The sequence below is a fragment of the Paracoccus isoporae genome (assembly GCF_900101865.1).
Classification (GTDB): Bacteria; Pseudomonadota; Alphaproteobacteria; order Rhodobacterales; family Rhodobacteraceae; genus Paracoccus; species Paracoccus isoporae.
In genome coordinates, this window is sequence record NZ_FNAH01000006.1 from 186,282 (window position 1) to 206,095 (window position 19,814).

The 19,814-nt window shown below is 66.1% G+C and carries 18 protein-coding genes; 7 read left to right on the forward strand and 11 right to left on the reverse strand.

From position 1 onward, the window contains the following. The first annotated feature begins 18 nt into the window (after positions 1 to 18). Positions 19 to 1,206, forward strand: a complete 1,188-nt coding sequence (locus BLT73_RS11245; RefSeq protein WP_245727265.1) for a KpsE/RkpR family capsule polysaccharide export protein — start codon at positions 19 to 21, stop codon at positions 1,204 to 1,206. A gap of 51 nt (positions 1,207 to 1,257) precedes the next feature. Here the strand turns inward: BLT73_RS11245 and BLT73_RS11250 are convergent, their stop codons facing one another. Genes BLT73_RS11250 through BLT73_RS11260 form a run of 3 tightly spaced genes read right to left on the reverse strand, consistent with a single transcriptional unit; the run spans position 1,258 to position 3,931 of the window. Continuing rightward, complete coding sequence (locus BLT73_RS11250) at positions 1,258 to 1,932, reverse strand: ABC transporter ATP-binding protein (RefSeq protein WP_090523878.1); 675 nt, start codon at positions 1,930 to 1,932, stop codon at positions 1,258 to 1,260. After that, positions 1,929 to 3,113 carry a hypothetical protein gene (locus tag BLT73_RS11255; RefSeq protein WP_090523880.1) on the reverse strand — a complete coding sequence of 395 codons (1,185 nt, stop codon included), beginning with the start codon at positions 3,111 to 3,113 and terminating at the stop codon, positions 1,929 to 1,931. Before BLT73_RS11255 ends, BLT73_RS11250 begins: the two co-directional genes overlap by 4 nt. Beyond that, complete coding sequence (locus BLT73_RS11260) at positions 3,110 to 3,931, reverse strand: ABC transporter permease (RefSeq protein ID WP_176805050.1); 822 nt, start codon at positions 3,929 to 3,931, stop codon at positions 3,110 to 3,112. The genes BLT73_RS11255 and BLT73_RS11260 overlap by 4 nt, the downstream gene beginning before the upstream one ends. A gap of 329 nt (positions 3,932 to 4,260) precedes the next feature. Here BLT73_RS11260 and BLT73_RS11265 point away from each other — a divergent pair, with 329 nt between their 5' ends. The 3 genes from BLT73_RS11265 to BLT73_RS11275 are packed head-to-tail and all read left to right on the forward strand — an operon-like array spanning position 4,261 to position 9,042. Further along, positions 4,261 to 5,049, forward strand: coding sequence for a hypothetical protein (locus BLT73_RS11265; RefSeq protein ID WP_090523883.1), 789 nt, complete (start codon positions 4,261 to 4,263; stop codon positions 5,047 to 5,049). A gap of 4 nt (positions 5,050 to 5,053) precedes the next feature. After that, the gene (locus tag BLT73_RS11270; protein WP_176805052.1) at positions 5,054 to 8,278 is read left to right on the forward strand and encodes a glycosyltransferase; all 3,225 of its coding nucleotides are present in this window, start codon (positions 5,054 to 5,056) and stop codon (positions 8,276 to 8,278) included. Next, entirely contained in the window at positions 8,275 to 9,042 is a 768-nt protein-coding gene (locus BLT73_RS11275) for a sulfotransferase family 2 domain-containing protein (RefSeq protein ID WP_176805054.1), read from the forward strand. The genes BLT73_RS11270 and BLT73_RS11275 overlap by 4 nt, the downstream gene beginning before the upstream one ends. A 15-nt stretch (positions 9,043 to 9,057) precedes the next feature. On the opposite strand, the gene BLT73_RS11280 is transcribed toward BLT73_RS11275, so the two are convergent. The 6 genes from BLT73_RS11280 to BLT73_RS11305 form a co-directional block, all read right to left on the reverse strand. Further along, on the reverse strand, positions 9,058 to 10,236 hold the full coding sequence (locus BLT73_RS11280; RefSeq protein ID WP_342705168.1) for a DUF1501 domain-containing protein: 1,179 nt from the start codon (positions 10,234 to 10,236) through the stop codon (positions 9,058 to 9,060). Between the two features lie 10 nt (positions 10,237 to 10,246). Next, complete coding sequence (locus tag BLT73_RS11285) at positions 10,247 to 11,620, reverse strand: DUF1800 domain-containing protein (protein WP_090523889.1); 1,374 nt, start codon at positions 11,618 to 11,620, stop codon at positions 10,247 to 10,249. A 122-nt stretch (positions 11,621 to 11,742) separates the two neighbouring features. Continuing rightward, positions 11,743 to 12,222 (reverse strand): copper chaperone PCu(A)C, encoded by a 480-nt coding sequence (locus BLT73_RS11290; RefSeq protein ID WP_245727267.1) that lies wholly within the window; start codon positions 12,220 to 12,222, stop codon positions 11,743 to 11,745. A gap of 35 nt (positions 12,223 to 12,257) precedes the next feature. Then, a complete protein-coding gene (locus BLT73_RS11295; RefSeq protein WP_090523890.1) occupies positions 12,258 to 12,602 on the reverse strand; it encodes a hypothetical protein in 345 nt (114 codons plus the stop codon). 118 nt (positions 12,603 to 12,720) lie between these two features. Then, positions 12,721 to 13,023 carry a 50S ribosomal protein L28 gene (gene rpmB / locus BLT73_RS11300; protein WP_090523892.1) on the reverse strand — a complete coding sequence of 101 codons (303 nt, stop codon included), beginning with the start codon at positions 13,021 to 13,023 and terminating at the stop codon, positions 12,721 to 12,723. Between the two features lie 113 nt (positions 13,024 to 13,136). Beyond that, positions 13,137 to 14,195: a bifunctional transcriptional activator/DNA repair enzyme AdaA gene (locus BLT73_RS11305; protein WP_090523893.1), complete on the reverse strand. Its 1,059-nt coding sequence runs from the start codon at positions 14,193 to 14,195 to the stop codon at positions 13,137 to 13,139. A 74-nt stretch (positions 14,196 to 14,269) separates the two neighbouring features. Here BLT73_RS11305 and BLT73_RS11310 point away from each other — a divergent pair, with 74 nt between their 5' ends. From BLT73_RS11310 to BLT73_RS11320, 3 genes are all read left to right on the forward strand, one after another. After that, entirely contained in the window at positions 14,270 to 14,800 is a 531-nt protein-coding gene (locus tag BLT73_RS11310) for a hypothetical protein (protein WP_245727269.1), read from the forward strand. An 81-nt stretch (positions 14,801 to 14,881) separates the two neighbouring features. Further along, positions 14,882 to 16,174, forward strand: a complete 1,293-nt coding sequence (serS, locus tag BLT73_RS11315) for a serine--tRNA ligase (RefSeq protein ID WP_090523895.1) — start codon at positions 14,882 to 14,884, stop codon at positions 16,172 to 16,174. A gap of 66 nt (positions 16,175 to 16,240) precedes the next feature. Beyond that, positions 16,241 to 16,981, forward strand: a complete 741-nt coding sequence (locus BLT73_RS11320) for a hypothetical protein (RefSeq protein WP_143025666.1) — start codon at positions 16,241 to 16,243, stop codon at positions 16,979 to 16,981. On the opposite strand, the gene der is transcribed toward BLT73_RS11320, so the two are convergent. Together der and BLT73_RS11330 are read right to left on the reverse strand one after the other, a co-directional pair. Beyond that, on the reverse strand, positions 16,978 to 18,459 hold the full coding sequence (gene der, locus BLT73_RS11325; protein WP_090523898.1) for a ribosome biogenesis GTPase Der: 1,482 nt from the start codon (positions 18,457 to 18,459) through the stop codon (positions 16,978 to 16,980). The genes BLT73_RS11320 and der overlap by 4 nt on opposite strands. Beyond that, positions 18,456 to 19,811, reverse strand: a complete 1,356-nt coding sequence (locus BLT73_RS11330; protein ID WP_090523899.1) for an outer membrane protein assembly factor BamB family protein — start codon at positions 19,809 to 19,811, stop codon at positions 18,456 to 18,458. The genes der and BLT73_RS11330 overlap by 4 nt, the downstream gene beginning before the upstream one ends. Positions 19,812 to 19,814 lie beyond the last annotated feature (3 nt).

Consider the following 19,814-nt stretch of genomic DNA (forward strand, 5'->3'; position numbering starts at 1 on the left):
GGGCGTACAGGAAGCAGCATGGCCGACATTCAGTTGACGAACCAACCGCATCGCAGCGCGAAGGCCCGGCACCCTCAGCGCCCAGCCCGCACGCGGGGCGAGCGCATCACGCGGACACTGATCCTGGCCTCGTTCTTGATGATCGTAATCGCCCCCACTGCTGTCTGGGCATGGTATCTCTGGGCGCGCGCGCAGGATCAGTATGTTTCAACCGTCTCCTTTTCCGTCCGCAAGGAGGAATCCGACCCGACGCTCAACCTTCTGGGCGGGCTGACCCAGTTGACCGGCAGCACGAGCGCGTCGGACCCGGATATCCTTTATGATTTCCTGCACAGCCAAGACATCGTGGCGACGATCAATGCCGATCTCGACCTCGTCTCGCGGTTTTCGCGCTTCCATGAGATCGACCCGGTCTTTTCCTATGACGCCAGCGGCTCGCTGGAGGATCTGACGGATTACTGGCGCGAGCAGGTGGATGTCGATTACGATTCCTCCAGCAAGCTCATCACACTGAGCGTCATGGCGTTTTCACCCGAGGATGCCCGCGACATCGCGCAGGCCGCGTTCGACGAAAGCAGCCGGACCATCAACCGGCTGTCCGACATCGCCCGCGACGATGCCACCCGGTTCTCGCGCGGGGAGTTGCAGAAGGCGCAGGAGCGGCTGACGCGGGCGCGGCAGGAGATGACCAGTTTCCGGATGCGCACCCAGATCGTCGATCCCGAGGCCGATCTTGCAGGCCAGATGGAGGTTCTCAGCGGGCTCCAGTCACAGCTGGTCGAGGCGATGGTGGCGCAGGACACGCTGCGCGAAACCGCACGCGAGGACGATCCCCGCGTGGCGCAGGGCCAACGGCGCATCAATGCCATCCAGGCGCAGATCGCGGCGGAGCGGGCGAAATTCGGCGAATCCGACCAGGGGCCCAATGGCGAAAGCTATGCCCAGCTCGTCGCGGAGTACGAGGAACTGGCCACCGATCTGGAATTCGCCGAAACGACCTATCGCGCCGCACAGGCCTCCTACGAATCGGCGCTTGCCGAGGGGCAGCGCCAGTCGCGCTATCTCGCCGCGCATATCGCGCCGCGCACGGCGGAATCCTCGGTGCTGCCCGACCGTCCCATGCTGGTGCTGAAAGCCTTCGGCATGCTGTTGCTCGGATGGGGTGTGCTGCTGCTGTGCTATTACAGCATCCGCGAGCGCCGCTGAGGACGACCGGACCGGACCACCCCGCCCTCGCCGGGCGGCCGGCCGCCTGGCTCAGTCGTCGTCGATGTCACCCGCCTGCACATTGCGGTGATGCGCGTCGATCGCCTCTTCCAGGTCGTCGTAATAGGTAATCCGCCCGCGTTCCAGCACCGCACCGGCGGTGCACATGCGCCGCACGAGCGCCATTGAATGGCTGATGAAGATCGCGCCGGATTCCTGCATCCGTTCGTTGAACAGCGCCTCGCTTTTCTCGCGGAACTGGGCGTCGCCCACGGCGGACACCTCGTCCACCAGATAGGTGTCGAATTTCAGCCCCATATTGATTCCGAACATCAGCCGTGCCCGCATCCCTGACGAGTAGGTGCGGATGGGCAGGTAGAATTTCTCCCCCAACTCGGCGAAATCCTCGACGAAATGCTTGAGCTGGTTGGTGTCTGCGCCGTAGATCCGCGCGATGAACTTGGTGTTCTGCGATCCGCTCATATGCTGGTGCAGCGAGTTGGCCAGGCCGATGGGAAAGGAAATGTTCCCGTCGCTGAGCACCCGCCCCGAATTCGGAATGAGCGAGCCCGCCATCACCTGAAGCAGCGTGGATTTCCCTGCCCCGTTGCGTCCCAGCAGCGCAACCGAGGTTCGGCTGGGAAACACCGCGTTCAGATCGCGGAAAACCACGTTCTTCACATGGCGCGAGTAGAAGATCTTCGTGACATTCTCGAGGACGATCATTTGCGGTCGCGTATTCCATAGAACAGAAGCAGCAGAATGACCCAGAGCACGAAACTGCCGACCGCCACCAGAAGCAGGCTCGGCAGGAATTCGGGGAACACCTCGATCGACGCCATGGAACCGCCGGTCACGCTGGACAGGAACACCTTCGTCGATTGCAGCTCCTGCTGATAGCGGATGATCGCCAGCTCCGACATGCGCAGCGACATGCCCGACAGTTCGGCCTCGGTCAGCAGCGGCTGATATTCCGCGATCAGCGCCGTGACCTCGTCGGCAGAGACGATCTCGCCCTGAATGGAATCGGGGTTGTCCAGATAGGCATTGATCGCCGCCATGCGATCCTGCGACCGGCGCACCAGCTCGCGTTGCTGGGACACGGATGCTTCGGCTTCAGCGATGCGGATCTCTTCCTCAGCCTGCATGGCGCGCAGGAAATTGATGAACTCTGCATTCAGCATCGCCAGCACCATCGGGTCGATGGCGCGGTTGCGCAGGCGGAATTCCTTCAGCCGCTGGCGGTCATCGGCGTTCTTCTCACGCAGCTCCTCCAGCCGGGCCGTGGCCTCTTTGATCGCGGCAGAGAGCGTCGCGGATCGCGCGACATTCAACCGGCGCTCGGCCTCGATGCGGATTGCCTGCAGCAGCCGCTCGGCCGATTGCTGGTCAAAGGCGCTGACCCGCAGCCGGATGATCTGGTCGCGCGAGCCGATATTCACCTCGACCATGTTGCGCCAGAAATCGTGCCGCCGTTCGGCCTTGTCGTCGGGATCGTAGCGGGTCGGCAGATAGGGCACGCGCCGCTCCGTCGGCCAGATCTGTGTCAGGTCAAGCTGCGCCTCGATGGTGCGGAAGAAATCCTCGCTATGGACCAGCTGACGAATGATGGCGGTCTCCTCGCCGCCCGATCCCTTGAATGCGGACTGGACGGCGGCGCTGTCATCGGTGTTGCCGAACGCCCCCAGCGAATGTTCCTGCACCGTCACCGATGCGGTCACCTGCCGCAGCGTTCCTGCAAAATTCCAGGACAGATAGGCGGTGAGCACCGAAGGCAGGATCACCATCACCACGAATGCGGCAATGAGGAAGTAATGGCGCAGCTTCAGACGCGCCGGGCCGACATCGCCGAAGCTGTGCATCTGCTGCGCCTGAGGCCCCTGCGCTGTCGCCGCCGCGTCGGTCATCTGTCCAGCAACTCGCGGGTGAACAGCCGGATCCCTGCCATCCCGATAAAGGCCGAAATGAGGGCAAGTTCCAGCGGGAAGGTCAGATCGGTGTAGCTGCCGACATAATCCACATAGAGCGCCTCGCGCGAGCGTCCGACGATATGCACCAGCGGATTCCACAACAGCCATTCGCTGTAGGGCCGCGGCAGCGATTCAACCAGGATGATGACACCGGAGAGCAGGACCATCGGCCGCTCCACGAAGGACCACAGCACCTCCCAGAGCGGGAACTTGGTCTTGATGGCGCAGTTCATCAGCCCGATTCCGCCTCCGAGCAGCGCGGCGGTGGTGAAGGATTGCAGGATCTGCTTGATGTGAAACGTGGTGTCAGTCTCGAAGATGTTCAGGATAAAGGCATAGACCAGCACCGATACGGCCGCCTGGGTCAGCACGGCCATCAGGAATTTCGACATCACCACGTCGAACAGCGTGACGCGGGGAAAGTTCAGCAGGTTGCGCGACGCGCGGATCGAATGCTCGACCCGGGCGCAGACACTGCGGAACATGAAATAGGGCAGCATCCCTGAGGCGTAGAAAATGGCGAAATTGTCACCCAGCGGCGGGTTTCTGAACCCCGCAGAGAAGATGAGCGCCAGCACCATGATCCCGATCACCGGCGAGAACACCGACCAGAGGTAACCGCCCGCCGTGTCGCCATTGGAGGTGGTCAGTTCGCGCAGCGACAGCGCCACCACCGTGCGCAGCGTCGAAAAGCGCGGCAGAACCCTGCCGTTCACGGTCGCCTGCACGGGACGCAGTTGCGCCTCGGTCTCCATCAGCCCTGCAGCCCCGTGACCCTGTCCCGAACACGCGGCCTGTTCGCCGCGGCACCTTCTGCCTTCGCGTCTGTCATTATCCTGCCGCATTGCCGCGACCGCGCACGCCGTGCCCCGTCGCTTCGTTGTTCAGAGACCACATGCACGATTTGGCGCAGGCGGCCGGAAGTTGCCGGAATTTAGTCGCTCGTCCGCCCGGCGTCGAGGGGCAGGCGGCCACCGCGCGGAAAAATGACGTGAAGCTGTAAAGAATGTGTCGCTGCGTTGCTAGATTCCCCGCCGGGCGCGCGTTAGAAGGCTCGAAACCCGATCCAGATGCGAAGATGGGAATGTCCGACGAAAACCCGCATTCTGCGGCCAAGGCAGGAAAACCGGCCGCGGCGCCGGACCAGGCAGGTTTCATGATCCTCGCGCAGGCGCGGTCGGGGTCAACCTTTCTGCGCGAGGCACTGAACGATCAGCCCGAGATCGTGTGCCATGGCGAGGTGTTCAGCCGTGTCTGGATCAGCCGCATGGAACCACAGGCAGGCGCCGAACCGGCCCCGGCCGAGGAGATCCGCCGGATCATGCCGGAGCGGGATGCCGATCCCCTGCGCTTTCTGCAGGATCACATCTACGCATTTCCCGGGCAGATCACCGGTTTCAAGGTGATCTACGAGGATTTCTTCCATGACGGGCTGTCCGAGATCCTGGCGGATCATGCCCGGACGCGCGGCCTGCGCATCTATCACCTGCGCCGCCTCAACCCGGTGGCGGCGCTGGCATCGCGGATGCGCATGGCGCGCTACCAGCTCAGCCACAGCGACGCGCCGGGCGCGCAGCAGGATCCAAATACTGTCGGCAAGCTGAAGATGGAGCCCGCCGCACTCGCGCGCTACACCTCCTGGCAGAATGATCTTGCCAGCCGGGTGGACGCCCTGTTCCCGGATGCGATGCAGATCCGCTACGAGACGCTGGCGCAGGATTTTCCGCGGATCCTGGCCGATCTGGGTTTGCCCGATCGCCGCGCCTTCGGCTCCGCCCTGCGCAAGATGACCCCGCAGAACCTCGAAGACGCGATCGAGAATTACGGCGATGTCGCGGCCTATGACCATCCTGCTCAACCGATCTGGAACTGACCTCATGTCCGACGCAATCAGCGTGATCCCGCGCGGTTCGATCCTGCTGGTGCTCGGGATGCATCGCAGCGGCACCTCGTTCTTGGCGCATTGCACCGAGATCCTTGGGCTGAACCTGCCGCGCGACCGCGGCGGTCCGGCGGACGACAATCCGAAAGGCCATTTCGAGCCGCTGGCGGTGGTCGAGCTGAACGACCGGGTGATGGCGCGGACGGGCGCGGCCTGGAGCCGGATCGGCGCGTTGCCGGACGGGCCGGACCCGGCCGAGATGGAGGCCGCGCTCACGGCCAGTTTCGCGGACGACCGGAACATCGTCGTGAAAGACCCGCGCATGAGCCTGCTGATGCCGGGCTGGGCTGCGCATCTGGACCGGGCCGGGACAGTGTCGGCGCTGATCGCGCTGCGCCACCCCGCCGAGATCGCGGCATCGCTGCAGCGTCGTGACGGGCTCGCGGCCGATCTGGTCTATCTGAGCTGGATCGCGCACACGCTGGCCGCACTGGATGCCACGACGCAAATGCCGCGCGACCTGATCCTTTTCCCGGACTGGATGGGTGACGTCGATGCCACGCTGACCCGGATTGCTGCGCTCTGCGACCGGGAGGTGCCGAAGGATGCTGCGGAGCAGGTGCGCGCGCGCTTTGACGACAATGCCGTGCATGGCGGGCGTCAGATCACTGCCGCCACGCCGGAAATTGACACGCTCGGCCGGGACTTGTTCGACCTGCTTGCAGGTCATGCCCGCGCAGGAACGCTGCCCGCGTCGGCTGATCTGGCCCCCTACCGGACCCGCTTCGATGCGCTGTCCGCATCCGCGCGCGCCACCGAGGAGGGCAATGCCTTTCATATCCGCCGCCTGGCTTCCGATGTGGATCACCTGAGCGGCGAAATGGCGCGATACAAGTCCGAGGCGGCAAGCTTCGCCGCGGACGGTGCCGCGCTTCAGGCACAGGTCGCCGGGCTGGAGACCCAGCTTGTTGCCGCGGCTGATGAGCGCACCAGCCTCCAGGACCAGCTTCAGGCGAGCGAACAGCAGCGCGTGGTGCTCGGCGACGCCCTGGCCACGCAGAATGAACAGTTGAGCCACCTCACAAGGCTGCTGGAGATGGAACGCATGACGATACTCAAACCGATCTATCGCCGGCTGCATCGTCAGGGCGGCCATGTGCTGCGCCGGCTGCTGCCGCAATCCGCCTTCGACCGGCTGAAACGCGCCCTGCCCTATCCGGGCGGCGTGCCGGCCTATCTGGCCTATGCGCCCGGCCAGGCGCCGCAAGGCGTCGCCCGGCAGTTCGACAAGATCGCGCCCGCCGAGACGGGCCGGCCGGATATTTTCGTGATGTCGATCATCAACTGGGATTTCCGCACCCAACGCCCCCAGCATCTTGCCGCCGAACTCGCAGCACTTGGGCATCGCGTGTTCTTCATCGAGATGGAGGGAGATGACAGCGGCGGCGCGCTGCGCGAGGTGGCACCGAATGTCTATGTGGTGCGGCTGTCGGCGCGGGGCCTGCGCGCCGTGAAACCCTATTCCGGCCAGGTTCCTGATGCGGCGATCAGGGCCTGGATCGACCATTTCCATTCCCTGTCCGATCAGGTCGGGGTGACGCCGCGGGCGCATGTCGTCGTCGAACACCCCTATTGGTGGAACTTCGTGCGCCACCTGTCCCGGCAATACCAGATCACCTTCGACTGCATGGATGAAATCGCCGGCTTCTCCAACACCGAGCAGGCCATCCTCGATCTCGAAGCCGACATGATCGAACGCGCCGACCGGATGATCGTGTCCTCGCAATATCTGTTCGACAAATACGGCCAGACCCGCGACGTGGCGCTGATCCGCAATGGCACGGATGTCAGCCATTTTATTCGTGAGGGCGATTCGTCCGAGGTCGGCCCGCCCGACTTCCTGAAGGGGAAGCTGCGCGACGGGGCGATCCGCGTCGGCTATGTCGGCGCGATCGCGGAGTGGTTTCACACCGAGTTGCTGGAGGAGGTGGCGCGGGACAATCCCGATTTCGACATCCATCTCTGCGGCTCGGTCACGGCCGAGGCGCCGGTGCGGCTGAACGATCTCGACAATGTCACCATGCATGGCGAAATCCGCTATGCTGACGTGCCGGGTTTTCTGGAGGCGATGGACGTTCTCATCATCCCGTTCCAGCTTCTGCCGATCATCAAGGCCTGCGACCCGGTCAAATTCTACGAATATTCCGCCGTCCGCAAACCCACCGTCTCGACCGCCCTGCCGGAACTGGAGCGGGCGGGCGATCTGGTGGTCACGGCCGGAACCGCCGCAGAGTTTGCCGATGGCATCCGGCAATCGTCAGCGAAGGCGGATGATCCGGCCCACGGCGATGCGCTGCGGTCATATGCGCTCGAAAATGCCTGGGCCTATCGCGCCGCCGACATGCTGGCCGAGATGGAGCGGGCGCCGTTGCTCTCTGTAGTGGTGCTGGCCTATGGCGCGGCCGATCTGACACTCGCCTGCCTCGAATCGCTGCTCGACGGCGGCCCGACTTACCCCGAGATGGAGGTGATCGTCGTCGATAATGGATCGCCCGCCGAGGAACGCGCGCGTCTGCGCGAAGCGGCGGAGCGTGCGCCGCAGATCCGGCTGATCGAGAACGGCGAGAATCTCGGCTTCGCCCGCGGCAATAATGTCGGGATCGAGGCGGCGGGCGGCGAATATGTCCTGCTGCTGAACAACGACACCGTCGTGCCGCCCGGCGCGCTCAGCGCGATGGTCGCGCATCTCGAACGCGATGCGCAGATCGGCATTGTCGGGCCGATGACCAACAATATCGGCAACGAGGCGCGGATCGAGGTCGCCTATGGCGACATGGACGCGATGCGACTGGTGGCGCGCGATCTCGTGACCGGCTATCGCGGCGTGTCGACGCCGATCCCCGTCGCGGCCTATTTCTGCGCCATGTTCCGCAAGGCCGATCTGGACCGGATCGGTCACCTGCCCACGGATTACGGGCGCGGCATGTTCGAGGATGACGACCACTGCGCCAGTTTCCGCGCCGCCGGGATGGAGATCGCCCTGGCCGAGGATGCCTTCGTGCATCACCATCTGTCGGCCACTTTCGGCGCGCTGCCCTCCGAGGAGAAACAGGCGCTGTTCGACGCCAACAAGGCGATCTTCGAGCGCAAATGGGGCGAATGGATCCCCCATCGCTATCGCGACTCGCGCCCGGACCCCAGCCTGCCGGACCGGGCATGAGAACGGTCATCGTCCACTACCATATCTACAAGAACTCGGGCACGTCGTTCGAGCAGGTGCTTGATGCGAGTTTCGGAGACCGGCATGAACGCTTCGACGGGCCCTATCCGTTTTTTACCATAGACCAGGACCGGCTGGACCAGATCATCACCCGGCGGGCGGATGCGGTGGCGTTTTCCTCGCACCAGACGCTTTTGCCGGTTCCCACGTCTCTGGATTACCATGTCCTCGCCGCCACCTTCCTGCGCCACCCGATCCTGCGGCTCGGCTCGATTTACCGCTTCAAGCGGGGCGCGGCAGACGGGACGGTGACCGCGCAACTGGCGACGCGGCATGATTTCGCCGGCTGGGTCGAGGCCAGCTTCGAGATCCGCAACGAGCTCACCCATGTCTCCAACCCGCAGACCCGCTATCTCGCCGGGGTCTATGGCCGCCACGCAATCGTGCGCGAGGAACATAGTCAGTTGCGCTATGACCTTGCGACGGCACGGCGCAATCTGGCGCAGGTCGAGATGCTGGGCCGGACCGAAAGCTTCGACGCGGATCTGCGGCGTTTCGTCGGCATTGCCGCGTCCCACGGTCTGACACTGCGCATCCCGGAGGAGACCCGATTCAACGTCACCGAGGAACCGGCCGGGTCGGTCGAGGACCGGGTGGAGGCGCTTCTGGCGCAGCTTCCCCCGGCACTGCGGTCCCGGCTGCTGAAGGCGAATGCACAGGACCTGACGCTCTACGCGGATGCGACACGGCTGATCGAGGGCTGAGGCAAGGCCGCCCGGCTACAGCAGGATTTGCGGCGGCGCACTCAGATCGATGCCGGGGAAGATCACCCGCTCCACGTCGGACGCCTTCACCCCGAACAGGCCTGAAATCGCCGCCCCGGCATAGTTGCGCACATCTGCGGTCGGCATGAGGTCGCGTCCGGCATAAAGATCCCCCTCCCCCATACCCGGCCACTGCCCCATCACCTGCCGTCCCCGCACCGCACCGCCAGCCATCACCATCAGCCCGCCCGTGCCGTGATCGGTGCCGCCCGTCCCGTTCTCTCGCACTGTGCGGCCGAACTCGGTCATCGCCATCACCACGGTGTTGTCCCAGTTCCGGCCAAGCTGATCCTTCAGCACCGTCAGCGCCGTCGCCAACTCGGTCAGGGGCCGGTCCAGCGTGTTGAACTGCCGCTGATGGGTGTCCCAGCCCGTGAGCGAGAACGCCGCGATCCGGGTTTCCTCGTTCAGCCGGGCGGCAGCGAAGCTGGCAAGGGCTGCGGCATTCTTCAGCTTCTGCCCGCCATTCATGTCATCCGCCCCGGCGGTCGCGGCACTGATCTCGATCGCGGCCTCGGCGGCGCTGTGGAACGGCGCATCGCTCTCATACAGCGCCTCGAGCAGCAGTTGCGCCTGCGGGCTCAGCTTGAGCCGGGTTTTCGGTGCCCAGGAGGCGTTGACGAACTCGCCCCGCAGGATCGCCAGTTCCTCGGTGCCGATGGCATAGGCGGTCTCGAACACGGCGCCGTCGATCATCGGCAGCAGCCGGTTCAGCCAGCCACCGCCGGGATCTTCCGGACCATGACGCCCGGAGATGCCGGCCTCGAGGATGTCCTGCCCGTCGAAATGGCTGCGCTTGTCGCGATAGGGCGTCGAGACGGCATGGGCGAAGCCCAGTTCGCCCGCCCGCCACATCGGCATCAGCGGATCGAGTGCGGGATGCAGCGCGAAAAACCCGTCGAGATCATGCGCGCCCGCCTCCGGTCCCAGCGACAGCCGCCGGCGCAGCTTGCGCAGGAACGGATCGCCATAGGGCTGTACCACGTCCAGCCCGTCCATCGCCCCGCGCAGCACGATCGCCACAAAGCGCTTCTCGCCGGGGGCGGAGGCGAAGCTCATCGGGGTGAAGGCCGGCATGGCGGCGGCCGAGCAGGCCCCGGCCAGGGCCGTATTCAGGAACCGGCGTCGATCCATCTGCATCATCTCACCTGCGATTGAACTGCGGAGAGGCCAGAACGATCCCGATCCCGTCCGACTGCGACTCGGCGCGCGCGGCATAGACCCCGACGGTCTCCGCCTGCGCTGCCGCCAATGTGCTGCGGACAAAATTGCGCGGATCGGGCAGGTTGTCGCGCATCCGCCCCGGCCACCGCATCGCCCAGTCGATCCGCGCCGCCAGAAGCTGCGGGGTCAGCCAGGCGCTTGCCGCCTCCGGCCAGCCCTCGGGCTGGGGCGCGCCCAGGACATGCTGTCCCATCTGCCGCATCGGCTGGATGGCATGGGCGTGCAGGGATTTCGTCGACCATGACATCACCTCGGCCCCGCTGACAGACAACGCGCGCAGCCCGGCGATCACCAGATCGCGCGGCTGGCGGACCTTCTCGCCAAAGCTCAGCCTCGCCTCTTCATGGCCCGCCATCACCTCGTAGACCGCCATCAGATCGCCGCGGGTCTGGCGAAACCGCGCAGTCATGTCGGCCACCAGCCGTTCCGGCGGGGAGTCGGCGCAGAAATGCGTGGCCAGCTTGCGCGAGATATGGGCCGCGGTTTGAGGATGGGTGGCGATATCGTCAAGGAAGGCGTCGAACTCTGACAGGCGCGGTGGACGGCCGCCGCCATATTCGATGCCCATCACCGTCTCGGCACCCGGTTCGGCGCGTTTCGCATCGAAGGTGAAGGCCCGGTTCTCGCCGAGCCGCAGCCCGGTCATCAGCTCTGCCAGCTCGCGCACATCCGCCTGGCCATACCCGCCATCGATCCCGATGCTATGCAGTTCGAGCAGTTCGCGGGCATGGTTCTCGTTCAGCCCGAAATTGCCGCGCTTGAGGTTGCGCACGGCGAAGGTCGATGTCGGACCGACAGAGTTCTGCTGATCCAGATAGATCAGCATCGCCGGATGCAACGTCGCGGCGCGCAGCAGCGTGCCGAAACTGCCGGTCAGATGCGGCTTCAGCGCGTCTTCGTGAAACGCGGCCAGCATGGCGCGCAGATGCGGCCCCCCGGCACGGATGCTGAAATGGCTCGACCAGAATTGCAGCAATCGCTCGGGGAAGCCCGTCGGATGCTCGACGGCGCGCGCGAGCCTCGCGCGGTGGGCGGCGTTGATCTCCTCCACCAGAACGGTCTTGGCGTTCTCGCGCCGCGTGTCTGCCCCCGCCTGGCCTTCGCGCTGCGCCCGACCCGCCGCGTCGAACTCCGCCAGCAGCGCCCCCGCCCGCACCGTCGACAGGCCAGGGTAACGCGGCGTGGCATCGGGATCGGAGAGGGTTTCCAGCAGCGCATCTGCATCGGGTGGACCCATGATGCCCGGCGCCAGCCCCGATCCGAAGCGGATCAGCGAAAATTCGGCATAGTTCATAGCTTTGCGTCCATCACATCCCAACGCCTGCGCCGTGGTCAGGGTCGCACGATTCCCGCACCGACCCAATCACATCTGCGTAAGGATGCGGGCAAGGCGGTGACCCGCCCTGCCCGCGCCGCTCAGTGGTCCATGCCGGAGCCATGCGCCGCGGCCGTGTCGGCGCCGCTCATCCGCGCGTTGTCGACAGGGGCCACCGTCTCGACCGTGCCGCATGTGCCGAAGTCGAGCGTCAGCGCCACCTCGTCGCCCTCAGCGAGCGGTTCGGCCAGCCCCATCAGCATGATGTGGTCGCCACCGCGCGCCAGCATATGGTCGGCACCCGCTGCTATGGTGATTCCGTCCTCCAGCGGCACCATCTGCATCAGGCCGTCCGCGTCCTCGCGGCTGGTATGCAGCTCTGCGTTGTCCGTGATCGGCGTGGTGACGGCGCTGAGCGTGCAGGCCTCCGGCCCGGCATTGTGGATGGTCAGATAAGCGGCCCCGGTGCGGGGGTTGGAACTGCGCGCGAAGCTGTCGGTGATCTGGAGGTCGCCGGCCTGCGCCAGTGCCGCCGTTGGCAGCGCAAGCGCCATTAGCGCGGTCAGGATCTTCGTGGTCATGTCATCGTCCTTGTTCGATTGGGTGTCGTTTCAAGTCAGCCTGACATGATCGGGGGTCCGCGCGCCTGCGCGGGCGGGGTGTCGCGCCCCGATGTGGTAAAAGGAACCGCCACGGCGGGCTCCCGCATGGTCTGCCGCATCGGTGCCACCGGCACACCGGGATCCGCCACCACCGCGGAGATCACGTTCAGCGCCAGGTCGGCGCAGAGCACCAGCCGGCGCACCGGCTTGCCATCCGCGCCGATCAGCATCTGCACGGCGGCGCCACCAAGGCACAGGACCTGCTGTTCTGCCACACGCGGCTGACCGCGAGCCGCCGCCAGACCGTGGGAGGTCAGCAGCAGGCACAGGATCAGGCAGGCGCGGAACGCGGTCATCATGCCAACCCCTTAGCCATTCCGGTCGCGCGGCGCCAGCTTGCCGAGGGGGGTGCGACAAAGCGAAACGCCCCGCCGGATCATCCGGCAGGGCGCTGCAAAATTCGGAATGTGGAGGCGCTCAGGTCTCGAGATTTGCCGCCGTGTCGCTCGACTTCGAGATTTCCTTCTTGATCTTCAGCGCACGCGCGGACAGATCCGCGTCCTTTGCCTTGGCCAGGAACTCGTCCAGCCCGCCGCGGTGATCGACCGAGCGCAGCGCCGCGGCCGAGATGCGCAGCGAGTAGCTGCGGCCGGTCTTTTCCGAGGTCAGGGTGACGTCGTTCAGGTTCGGCAGGAACCGGCGACGGGTCTTGTTGTTGGCGTGGCTGACATTGTTCCCGCTCATCGGGCCCTTGCCGGTCAGTTCGCAGACGCGCGACATGGTGTTATCCTCGTTTGACGTTCGCGGGACGGCGAAGTCCCAATGTGAAAGGGCGCCGCGACGCAGCGCCCGAAAATCCGTTCGCGGGTGAATATACCTGCCGACCCGTGGCGTCAAGCCGATTCGGGCGACGCGTAACCCCGCTCGACCGCGATCAGCTTTTCCTTGCGCCACAGCCCGCCGGCATAGCCGGTCAGTGACCCGTCCGCGCCGATCACCCGGTGGCAGGGGATCACGATGGCGATGCCATTGGTGGCGTTGGCGCGCGCCACGGCGCGGGTCGCGGTCGGCTGGCCGATGGCCTGCGCGACCTCGGCATAGCTGCGGGTCTCGCCTGCCGGGATACGGATCAGCGCGTCCCAGACCCGGCGCTGAAACGTCGTGCCATGCGGCGAGAGCGTCAGATCGAACCGCGCGCGATCACCGGCGAAGAACCCGGCCAGTTGCCGCGCCGTCTCGCGCGTCATCTCGGACTGGCCCAGCCCGATCCGCCCGCCCGCATCCTTCGAGAGTTTCGCGAGTTGCCCCTTCAGCGCCTTGCGGTCGGTGAACTCCAGCAGATGCAGCGCGGCATCGTCGGCCACCGCGATCATTCCGCCAAGCGGGGTGTCGATCCAGTCCGCCACAAGCCCGCCGCCGCCCCGCATCGCGGCCGGGGGATGGCCGAACAACCGCGCGAAGGCCTGCCGGAACCCGGAGGCCGAATCGAAACCCGCATCAAGCTGCGCCTCGATCACCGCATCGCCACCGGCCATGCGGCGCGCCCCTTCGCGCAGCCGCGCCTCACGCGCCATCTGCAGGAAGGTCATGCCGAAATGGCGTCGAAAGGCGCGCCTGATGGTCGAGGGGTCCATGCCCATCTCCGCCACATCCGCCTCGCTCCAGCGGCGGGCGGGATCGGCTTCGATCGCCGCGCGCAGCCGCGTGACATCCGCATCGCCCTCCGCCGTCGCACCTGCGGGGTGGCAGCGCTTGCAGGGCCGGAACCCCGCCGCTTGCGCCGCATTGGCCGAGGTGAACCAGCGGCAATTCTGAGGCTTCGGCTTGCGCGCCGGGCAGGTCAGGCGGCAGAAGATCCCGGTCGAGGTGACACCCACGAAGGCCCGCCCCTCATAGGCCGGGTCGCGATTCGACAACGCGGCGTAAAGCCGGTCTTCGGACAGATCCAACATGGTCGCTCTCCTTGTCATCTGATCCGATCCTAAGGCGCTTCCCCGCCCCGCGCGGCGCGGTTTCGGGCGTTTCATTGAAATCACTGTTGAACCTCACCGGCATGGTGGGCTGCGGCATCGCCAAAGGCAATGCCGGCCGCCGCGTCCGGGTTGCAATCGGCCGCGACGGGCACCTATCCTGCCGGAGTTCTCACCACAGCGAGGCCGAGCCGATGATGCGGTTGCAGATCCTGTCCCTGCTCGCGACGCTGATCGCAAGCTCTGTCGGCCTCGCCGTCCTCGCCGGCACCTCGCAGGTCGCGCCGGTTCAATTGCTGATGGTGCGGCAGGAAGGCTGCCTCTACTGCGCGCAGTGGGAGCGGGAGATCGGACCCGACTATGGCAGCCGCGCCGAAGGCGTCGCCGCGCCGCTGATGCGGGTCCATCTGCGCGGTCCCTGGCCGGACGGGCTGGCGCTCGACAGCAATCCGGGCGTGACGCCGACCTTCATCCTGATCCGCGACGGGCTGGAGACCGGCCGGATCGAAGGCTATGCCGGAGAGGCACAGTTCTGGGATCAGCTCAATACCCTACTGGATCGGGCCGGGATCGCAACGGCGCGGTGACGCGCTCTGCGGCCAACGCGCGTATTTCATTCTGCCGCGCCATCCGCTAACAGGCTGACGACCCAGCAGACAGGTTCCGCCATGCACGACATCCGCACCATCCGCGACAACCCGGACGCCTTCGATGCCGCCCTGCGCCGCCGCGGGGCAGATCCCGTTTCGGCCGCGATCCTGTCCTTGGACGAGACCCGCCGGGCCCGGATCAGGGACGCCGAGGAGGCGCAGGCCGAACAGAACCGCGCCAGCAAGCAGGTCGGCGCGGCGAAGGCCAAAGGCGACGAGGCCGAGTTCGAGCGGTTGCGCGCCCACGTGGCGGACAGCAAGGCGCAGCTTGCCGCGATGCAGGCCGAGGCGGCCGATCTGGACCGGCAGTTGCGCGACCTGCTGATGACGATTCCGAACCTGCCTTTGGCTGAGGTGCCCGATGGTAAGGATGATAGCGACAATGTCGAGATCAGACGCTGGGGCACCCCGCGCGAGATGAATTTCACGCCGGTCGAGCATTTCGAGCTGCCCGGCGTGCAGCCGGGGATGGATTTCGGCACGGCGGCCAAGCTGTCCGGGGCGCGGTTCGTGGTGCTGCAGGGCGCGGTGGCCCGCATCCACCGCGCGCTTGCGCAATACATGATCGACCTGCATGTGGACCGCCACGGCCTGACCGAGACCTGGGCGCCGGTTCTTGTCCTGCCAGAGATGATGGAGGGCACCGGGCAATTGCCAAAATTCGGCGAGGACAGCTACCAGACCAGCGAAGGATGGTGGCTCATCCCCACCGCCGAGGTCACGCTGACCAACACCGTGAACGGCGAAATCGTCGATGCCGCGACGCTGCCGCGCCGCATGGTGGCGCATTCGCAATGTTTCCGCTCCGAAGCCGGCAGTGCCGGCCGCGACACAGCGGGGATGCTGCGCCAGCACCAGTTCGAGAAGGTCGAGATGGTGTCAATCACCGCCCCGGATGAGGGTCTGGCGGAACATGCCCGCATGACCGGCTGCGCCGAGGCGGTGCTGGAAGGGCTGGAACTGCCTTTTCGCACGGTGGTGCTCTGCACGGGCGATATGGGGTTTGGCGCACGCATCACCCATGACATCGAGGTCTGGCTGCCCGGACAGCGGAGCTATCGCGAGATCAGCTCGGTCAGCTATTGCGGCGACTTCCAGGCGCGGCGGATGAATGCGCGCTTCCGCCCGGAAGGCGGTGGCAAGCCCGAATTCCTGCATACGCTGAACGGATCGGGTCTGGCTGTCGGACGGTGCCTGATCGCGGTCTTGGAAAACGGCCAGCAGGCCGATGGTACGGTCCGTCTGCCTGCGGCGCTGCACCCCTATCTGGGTGGAAAATCGGTGCTCGGCGCGGATGGCGCATTGGGCTAGGATTTGATCCGGTCGGGGGAGATGGGCAAAATAGGGCGAAACCTGCGTCAGGTCCGGACGTTGAGCGTGATGCATCGCAACGCCACATTGCTTATGTGCTCCTCCGCGCTGATCTTCGTCATCAGCAGCGTCCTGCTGTCCTTCGCGCAGATCGATCTGGACATCACACAGGTCTATCTGGACGGTAGGCAGGTGAGTTCGGGTCCAAACCTACTGGCCGCGGTTCTGCTGAACCCCACCGAGCCCGCCACCTGGCTGCTGCTGATCGCGGTCTGGGTGGTGGTGCTATTCCTCGTGGTCCAGACCTTCCGGGAAATCGGCACGGCGCGGGCCTATCCGGTGGCCGACATGCTGCTGCTGGCGGCTGCCTTCATGGCCGGCGCAATCTGGCCCTGGGTGGCGCAGAGCTTTCCTCTGCTGGGGTTCATGATCTGCGTGATGATGCTGCTGGCGATGATTTCGGCCAGCAGTCGCCGCTTCTCCGATGGTCGCCTGGGTCGGAACCCGGCAATCGGTATCTTCACCGGCTGGGTCAGCATCCTGACCTTCACCGCGTTTTCGTCCTTCGTGGATGACGTGACGCCGATCCCGCCGGAACTCGCCTCGCTCGTCGGGGCCGTGCTGGCCTGCATCGCGGCCATCGCAATACAGATGCGGATCCCCGAAAACGCCTATTACACGATCACGGTGATGTTTGCCTTCCTGGCCATCGCCGCAACCATGATCGAGGCCGCGCCGCTGATCGCGGTGATCTCGGTGCTGTCCATCGCCGCGCTGACATTCCTGCTGGTACGGGTGACGACCTAGCTGCCCTTGGGCTTCTGCCGGTTCTTGTGCTTGGACAGCGCACCAGACTGGCTGATCTTCTCGGCCTTGTGGCGATAGGGGTTGGCCTTGCCCTGATCGCGGAAGAAAATGCGGATTGGCGTGCCCGGCATGTCGAAATCCATCCGCAGCCCGTTGACCAGATAGCGGTGATAGCTGTCCGGGATCTTGTCGGTATGGGTGGATTTCACCACGAAGGCCGGCGGACGGGTCTTGACCTGGGTCATGTAGCGCAGCCGGATGCGCCGGCCGCCCGGCGCGGGGGGCGGATGGGCCTCGGTCATCGCTTCGAGCCACTGGTTCAGCTTCGAGGTCGAGACCCGGCGGTTCCACACCGCATAGGCCTGCATGATCGCGTTGTGCAGCCGGTCCAGCCCCTTGCCGGTCCGCGCCGACACCGTTACCAGCGGTGCCCCCTTCAACTGTGGCAAAAGCCGCTCGAAGGATTGCCGCAGCTCCTTCAGCTTTTCGGGCTTGTCCTCTTCCAGATCCCATTTATTCGCCGCAACCACGACGGCCCGCCCCTCGGTCTCGGCCAGATCGGCGATGCGCAGATCCTGCTGCTCGAACGGGATCGCGACATCCAAGAGGACCACAACGACCTCGGCAAAGCGGACCGCGCGCAGCCCGTCCGCGACCGACAGCTTCTCCAGCTTGTCGACCACCCGGCCGCGCTTGCGCATCCCGGCCGTGTCGAAAATCCGCATCGGCGTGCCCATGAACTCGGCCCGGACCGAGATCGCGTCGCGGGTGATCCCCGCCTCCGGGCCGGTCAGAAGCCGGTCCTCGCCCAGGATCTTGTTGATGAGCGTCGATTTGCCCGCATTCGGTCGCCCGATCACCGCCAGTTGCAGCGGTCTCGCATCTGTCGGCATCCAGTCGGGCGCGGAGTCCTCGTCGAACTCCGCATCCTCGGGCAGATCCACATCCACCGCCGGCTCGTGGACCGCATTCTGTGCCGACAGCTCCGCCGCAAGCGGCTTCAGCGCGGCATAGATATCCTCCATCCCCTCGCCATGTTCGGCAGAGATGCGCAGCGGCTCGCCCAGGCCCAGCGAATATGCCTCCATCGCCCCGGCCTCCCCGGCGCGGCCTTCGGATTTGTTGGCGGCCAGGATGACGTGCTTGGCCCGCCTGCGCAGGATATCAGCGAAATACTCATCCGCCGCCGTCACCCCGGCGCGCGCGTCGATCACGAACAGCGCCACATCGGCCTCGTCCACCGCGCGCTCGGTCAGGCGGCGCATCCGGCCCTGCAGGCTGTCATCCTCGGCCATCTCCAGCCCGGCGGAATCCACCACGATGAAACGCAGATCGCCCAGACGTCCCTGCCCTTCGCGCAGGTCGCGCGTCACCCCCGGCTGGTCATCGACAAGCGCCAGACGCTTGCCGACCAGCCGGTTGAACAGGGTCGACTTGCCGACATTGGGCCGGCCCACAATGGCGAGGGTGAAGCTCATCGGAACGCGTAAAGCCGGCCGTCTTGCCCGGTGACATAGAGCACCCCGCCGGCCACCACCGGGGCGGTGGCGGCCCCGCCCGGGATCGCCGCCTGCCCGACCAACTGGCCGGAGGCCGGATCGAAGGCACGCAGCAGCCCGTCAGACGAGGCCACGAACAGCCGCCCGCCGGCCAGGATCGGTCCGTAATGGGCATAGATCCGGTCCTGCTTGCGGATGCGCTCATCCTCGTACCACGGCAGGTTGCGGCCCCAGACCACGGCGCCGCTCGCGGCGTCCAGCCGGATGAGCTGGTTTTGGTCGTTCACGGCAAAGATCGCATTTCCGGCGACGACGACCGGCGACATCGCGCCCTGCCGGGCCGACCACAGCTCGGCCCCGGTCATCCGGTCGAAGGCGGCAATCCGGCCCGAGGAGGTGCCGGCATAGACCACCTCGCCCGCGATGACCGGCTCTCCGGTCACGTCGCGGATATAGGCGGCGGCGCGGCCGGTCCGGTTGCCGGCGACCTGCGCCGACCACCGCTCGGCCCCGGTTTCGCGGTCCGCCGCGAGAAGCTGGCCGGAGGAGAACGGGAAGATCACCAGATCCCCCTGCACGGCCGGCGCGGCCACGCCGATAATGGCAGTCGGCTGCGGGATGCCCGCCACCTGCCACAGCAGCTTGCCGTCCGAGGCCCGGATGGCGAAGCCCTCGGCGCTGCGGGTGGTGACATAGACCACGCCGTTCTCGACGGTCGGCGAGCCTGCAACCGGCGCGCCGGTCCGTTGACGCCACAACACGCCCCCGCTCGCAGCATCGAGCGCCACCACCTCGCTGTTGCCGGTGGTCACGAAAACCCGTCCCGCCTCATAGGCGATGCCGCCGCCCGAGACGCTGGCGGCGCGCCCGCCGGTCGGGGTCAGATCGGTTGACCAGGCCCGGCCACCCGACAGCGCCGTCGCCGTCACGCCGGTCTGGCTGTCGAGGGTGAAGATCCGCCCGCCTGCCACGATCGGATCGGCCGTGATCCGGTGACGCTTGCCACCCGGCAGTCCGATCGGCACCGCGAAGACCTGCTGCAGGCCAGAACCAAGCGCGACATGGCCGCTGAGATGCGCGGCGTTGCCGGCGCGATGGGTCCATTCCGTATTCCCCCGCACCGCGGGCAGGCGCAATGCCCCCGATACGGTCATGGGCTGCTCCACCGCCGGTCCGTCGGGCGAGGTCACGGCGCGCGGATCCAGCCGCGGTCCGGGCAGCGGCACCTCGCGCTCGCTGCATCCGGCCAGGATCAGCCCGGTCAGCAGCGCGGCGCAGCCGGGGCGCAGCAGGGAACGGGGCAGCAGGGCGGCTCGGGTCTGAAACGTCATCTT

Coding starts and splice junctions, on each gene's coding strand:
- BLT73_RS11245 (WP_245727265.1), top strand. CDS start 19: ATGGCCGACATTCAGTTGACGAACCAACCGCATCGCAGCGCGAAGGCC.
- BLT73_RS11250 (WP_090523878.1), bottom strand. CDS start 1,932: ATGATCGTCCTCGAGAATGTCACGAAGATCTTCTACTCGCGCCATGTG.
- BLT73_RS11255 (WP_090523880.1), bottom strand. CDS start 3,113: ATGACCGACGCGGCGGCGACAGCGCAGGGGCCTCAGGCGCAGCAGATG.
- BLT73_RS11260 (WP_176805050.1), bottom strand. CDS start 3,931: ATGGAGACCGAGGCGCAACTGCGTCCCGTGCAGGCGACCGTGAACGGC.
- BLT73_RS11265 (WP_090523883.1), top strand. CDS start 4,261: ATGTCCGACGAAAACCCGCATTCTGCGGCCAAGGCAGGAAAACCGGCC.
- BLT73_RS11270 (WP_176805052.1), top strand. CDS start 5,054: ATGTCCGACGCAATCAGCGTGATCCCGCGCGGTTCGATCCTGCTGGTG.
- BLT73_RS11275 (WP_176805054.1), top strand. CDS start 8,275: ATGAGAACGGTCATCGTCCACTACCATATCTACAAGAACTCGGGCACG.
- BLT73_RS11280 (WP_342705168.1), bottom strand. CDS start 10,236: ATGGATCGACGCCGGTTCCTGAATACGGCCCTGGCCGGGGCCTGCTCG.
- BLT73_RS11285 (WP_090523889.1), bottom strand. CDS start 11,620: ATGAACTATGCCGAATTTTCGCTGATCCGCTTCGGATCGGGGCTGGCG.
- BLT73_RS11290 (WP_245727267.1), bottom strand. CDS start 12,222: ATGACCACGAAGATCCTGACCGCGCTAATGGCGCTTGCGCTGCCAACG.
- BLT73_RS11295 (WP_090523890.1), bottom strand. CDS start 12,602: ATGATGACCGCGTTCCGCGCCTGCCTGATCCTGTGCCTGCTGCTGACC.
- rpmB (WP_090523892.1), bottom strand. CDS start 13,023: ATGTCGCGCGTCTGCGAACTGACCGGCAAGGGCCCGATGAGCGGGAAC.
- BLT73_RS11305 (WP_090523893.1), bottom strand. CDS start 14,195: ATGTTGGATCTGTCCGAAGACCGGCTTTACGCCGCGTTGTCGAATCGC.
- serS (WP_090523895.1), top strand. CDS start 14,882: ATGCACGACATCCGCACCATCCGCGACAACCCGGACGCCTTCGATGCC.
- der (WP_090523898.1), bottom strand. CDS start 18,459: ATGAGCTTCACCCTCGCCATTGTGGGCCGGCCCAATGTCGGCAAGTCG.
- BLT73_RS11330 (WP_090523899.1), bottom strand. CDS start 19,811: ATGACGTTTCAGACCCGAGCCGCCCTGCTGCCCCGTTCCCTGCTGCGC.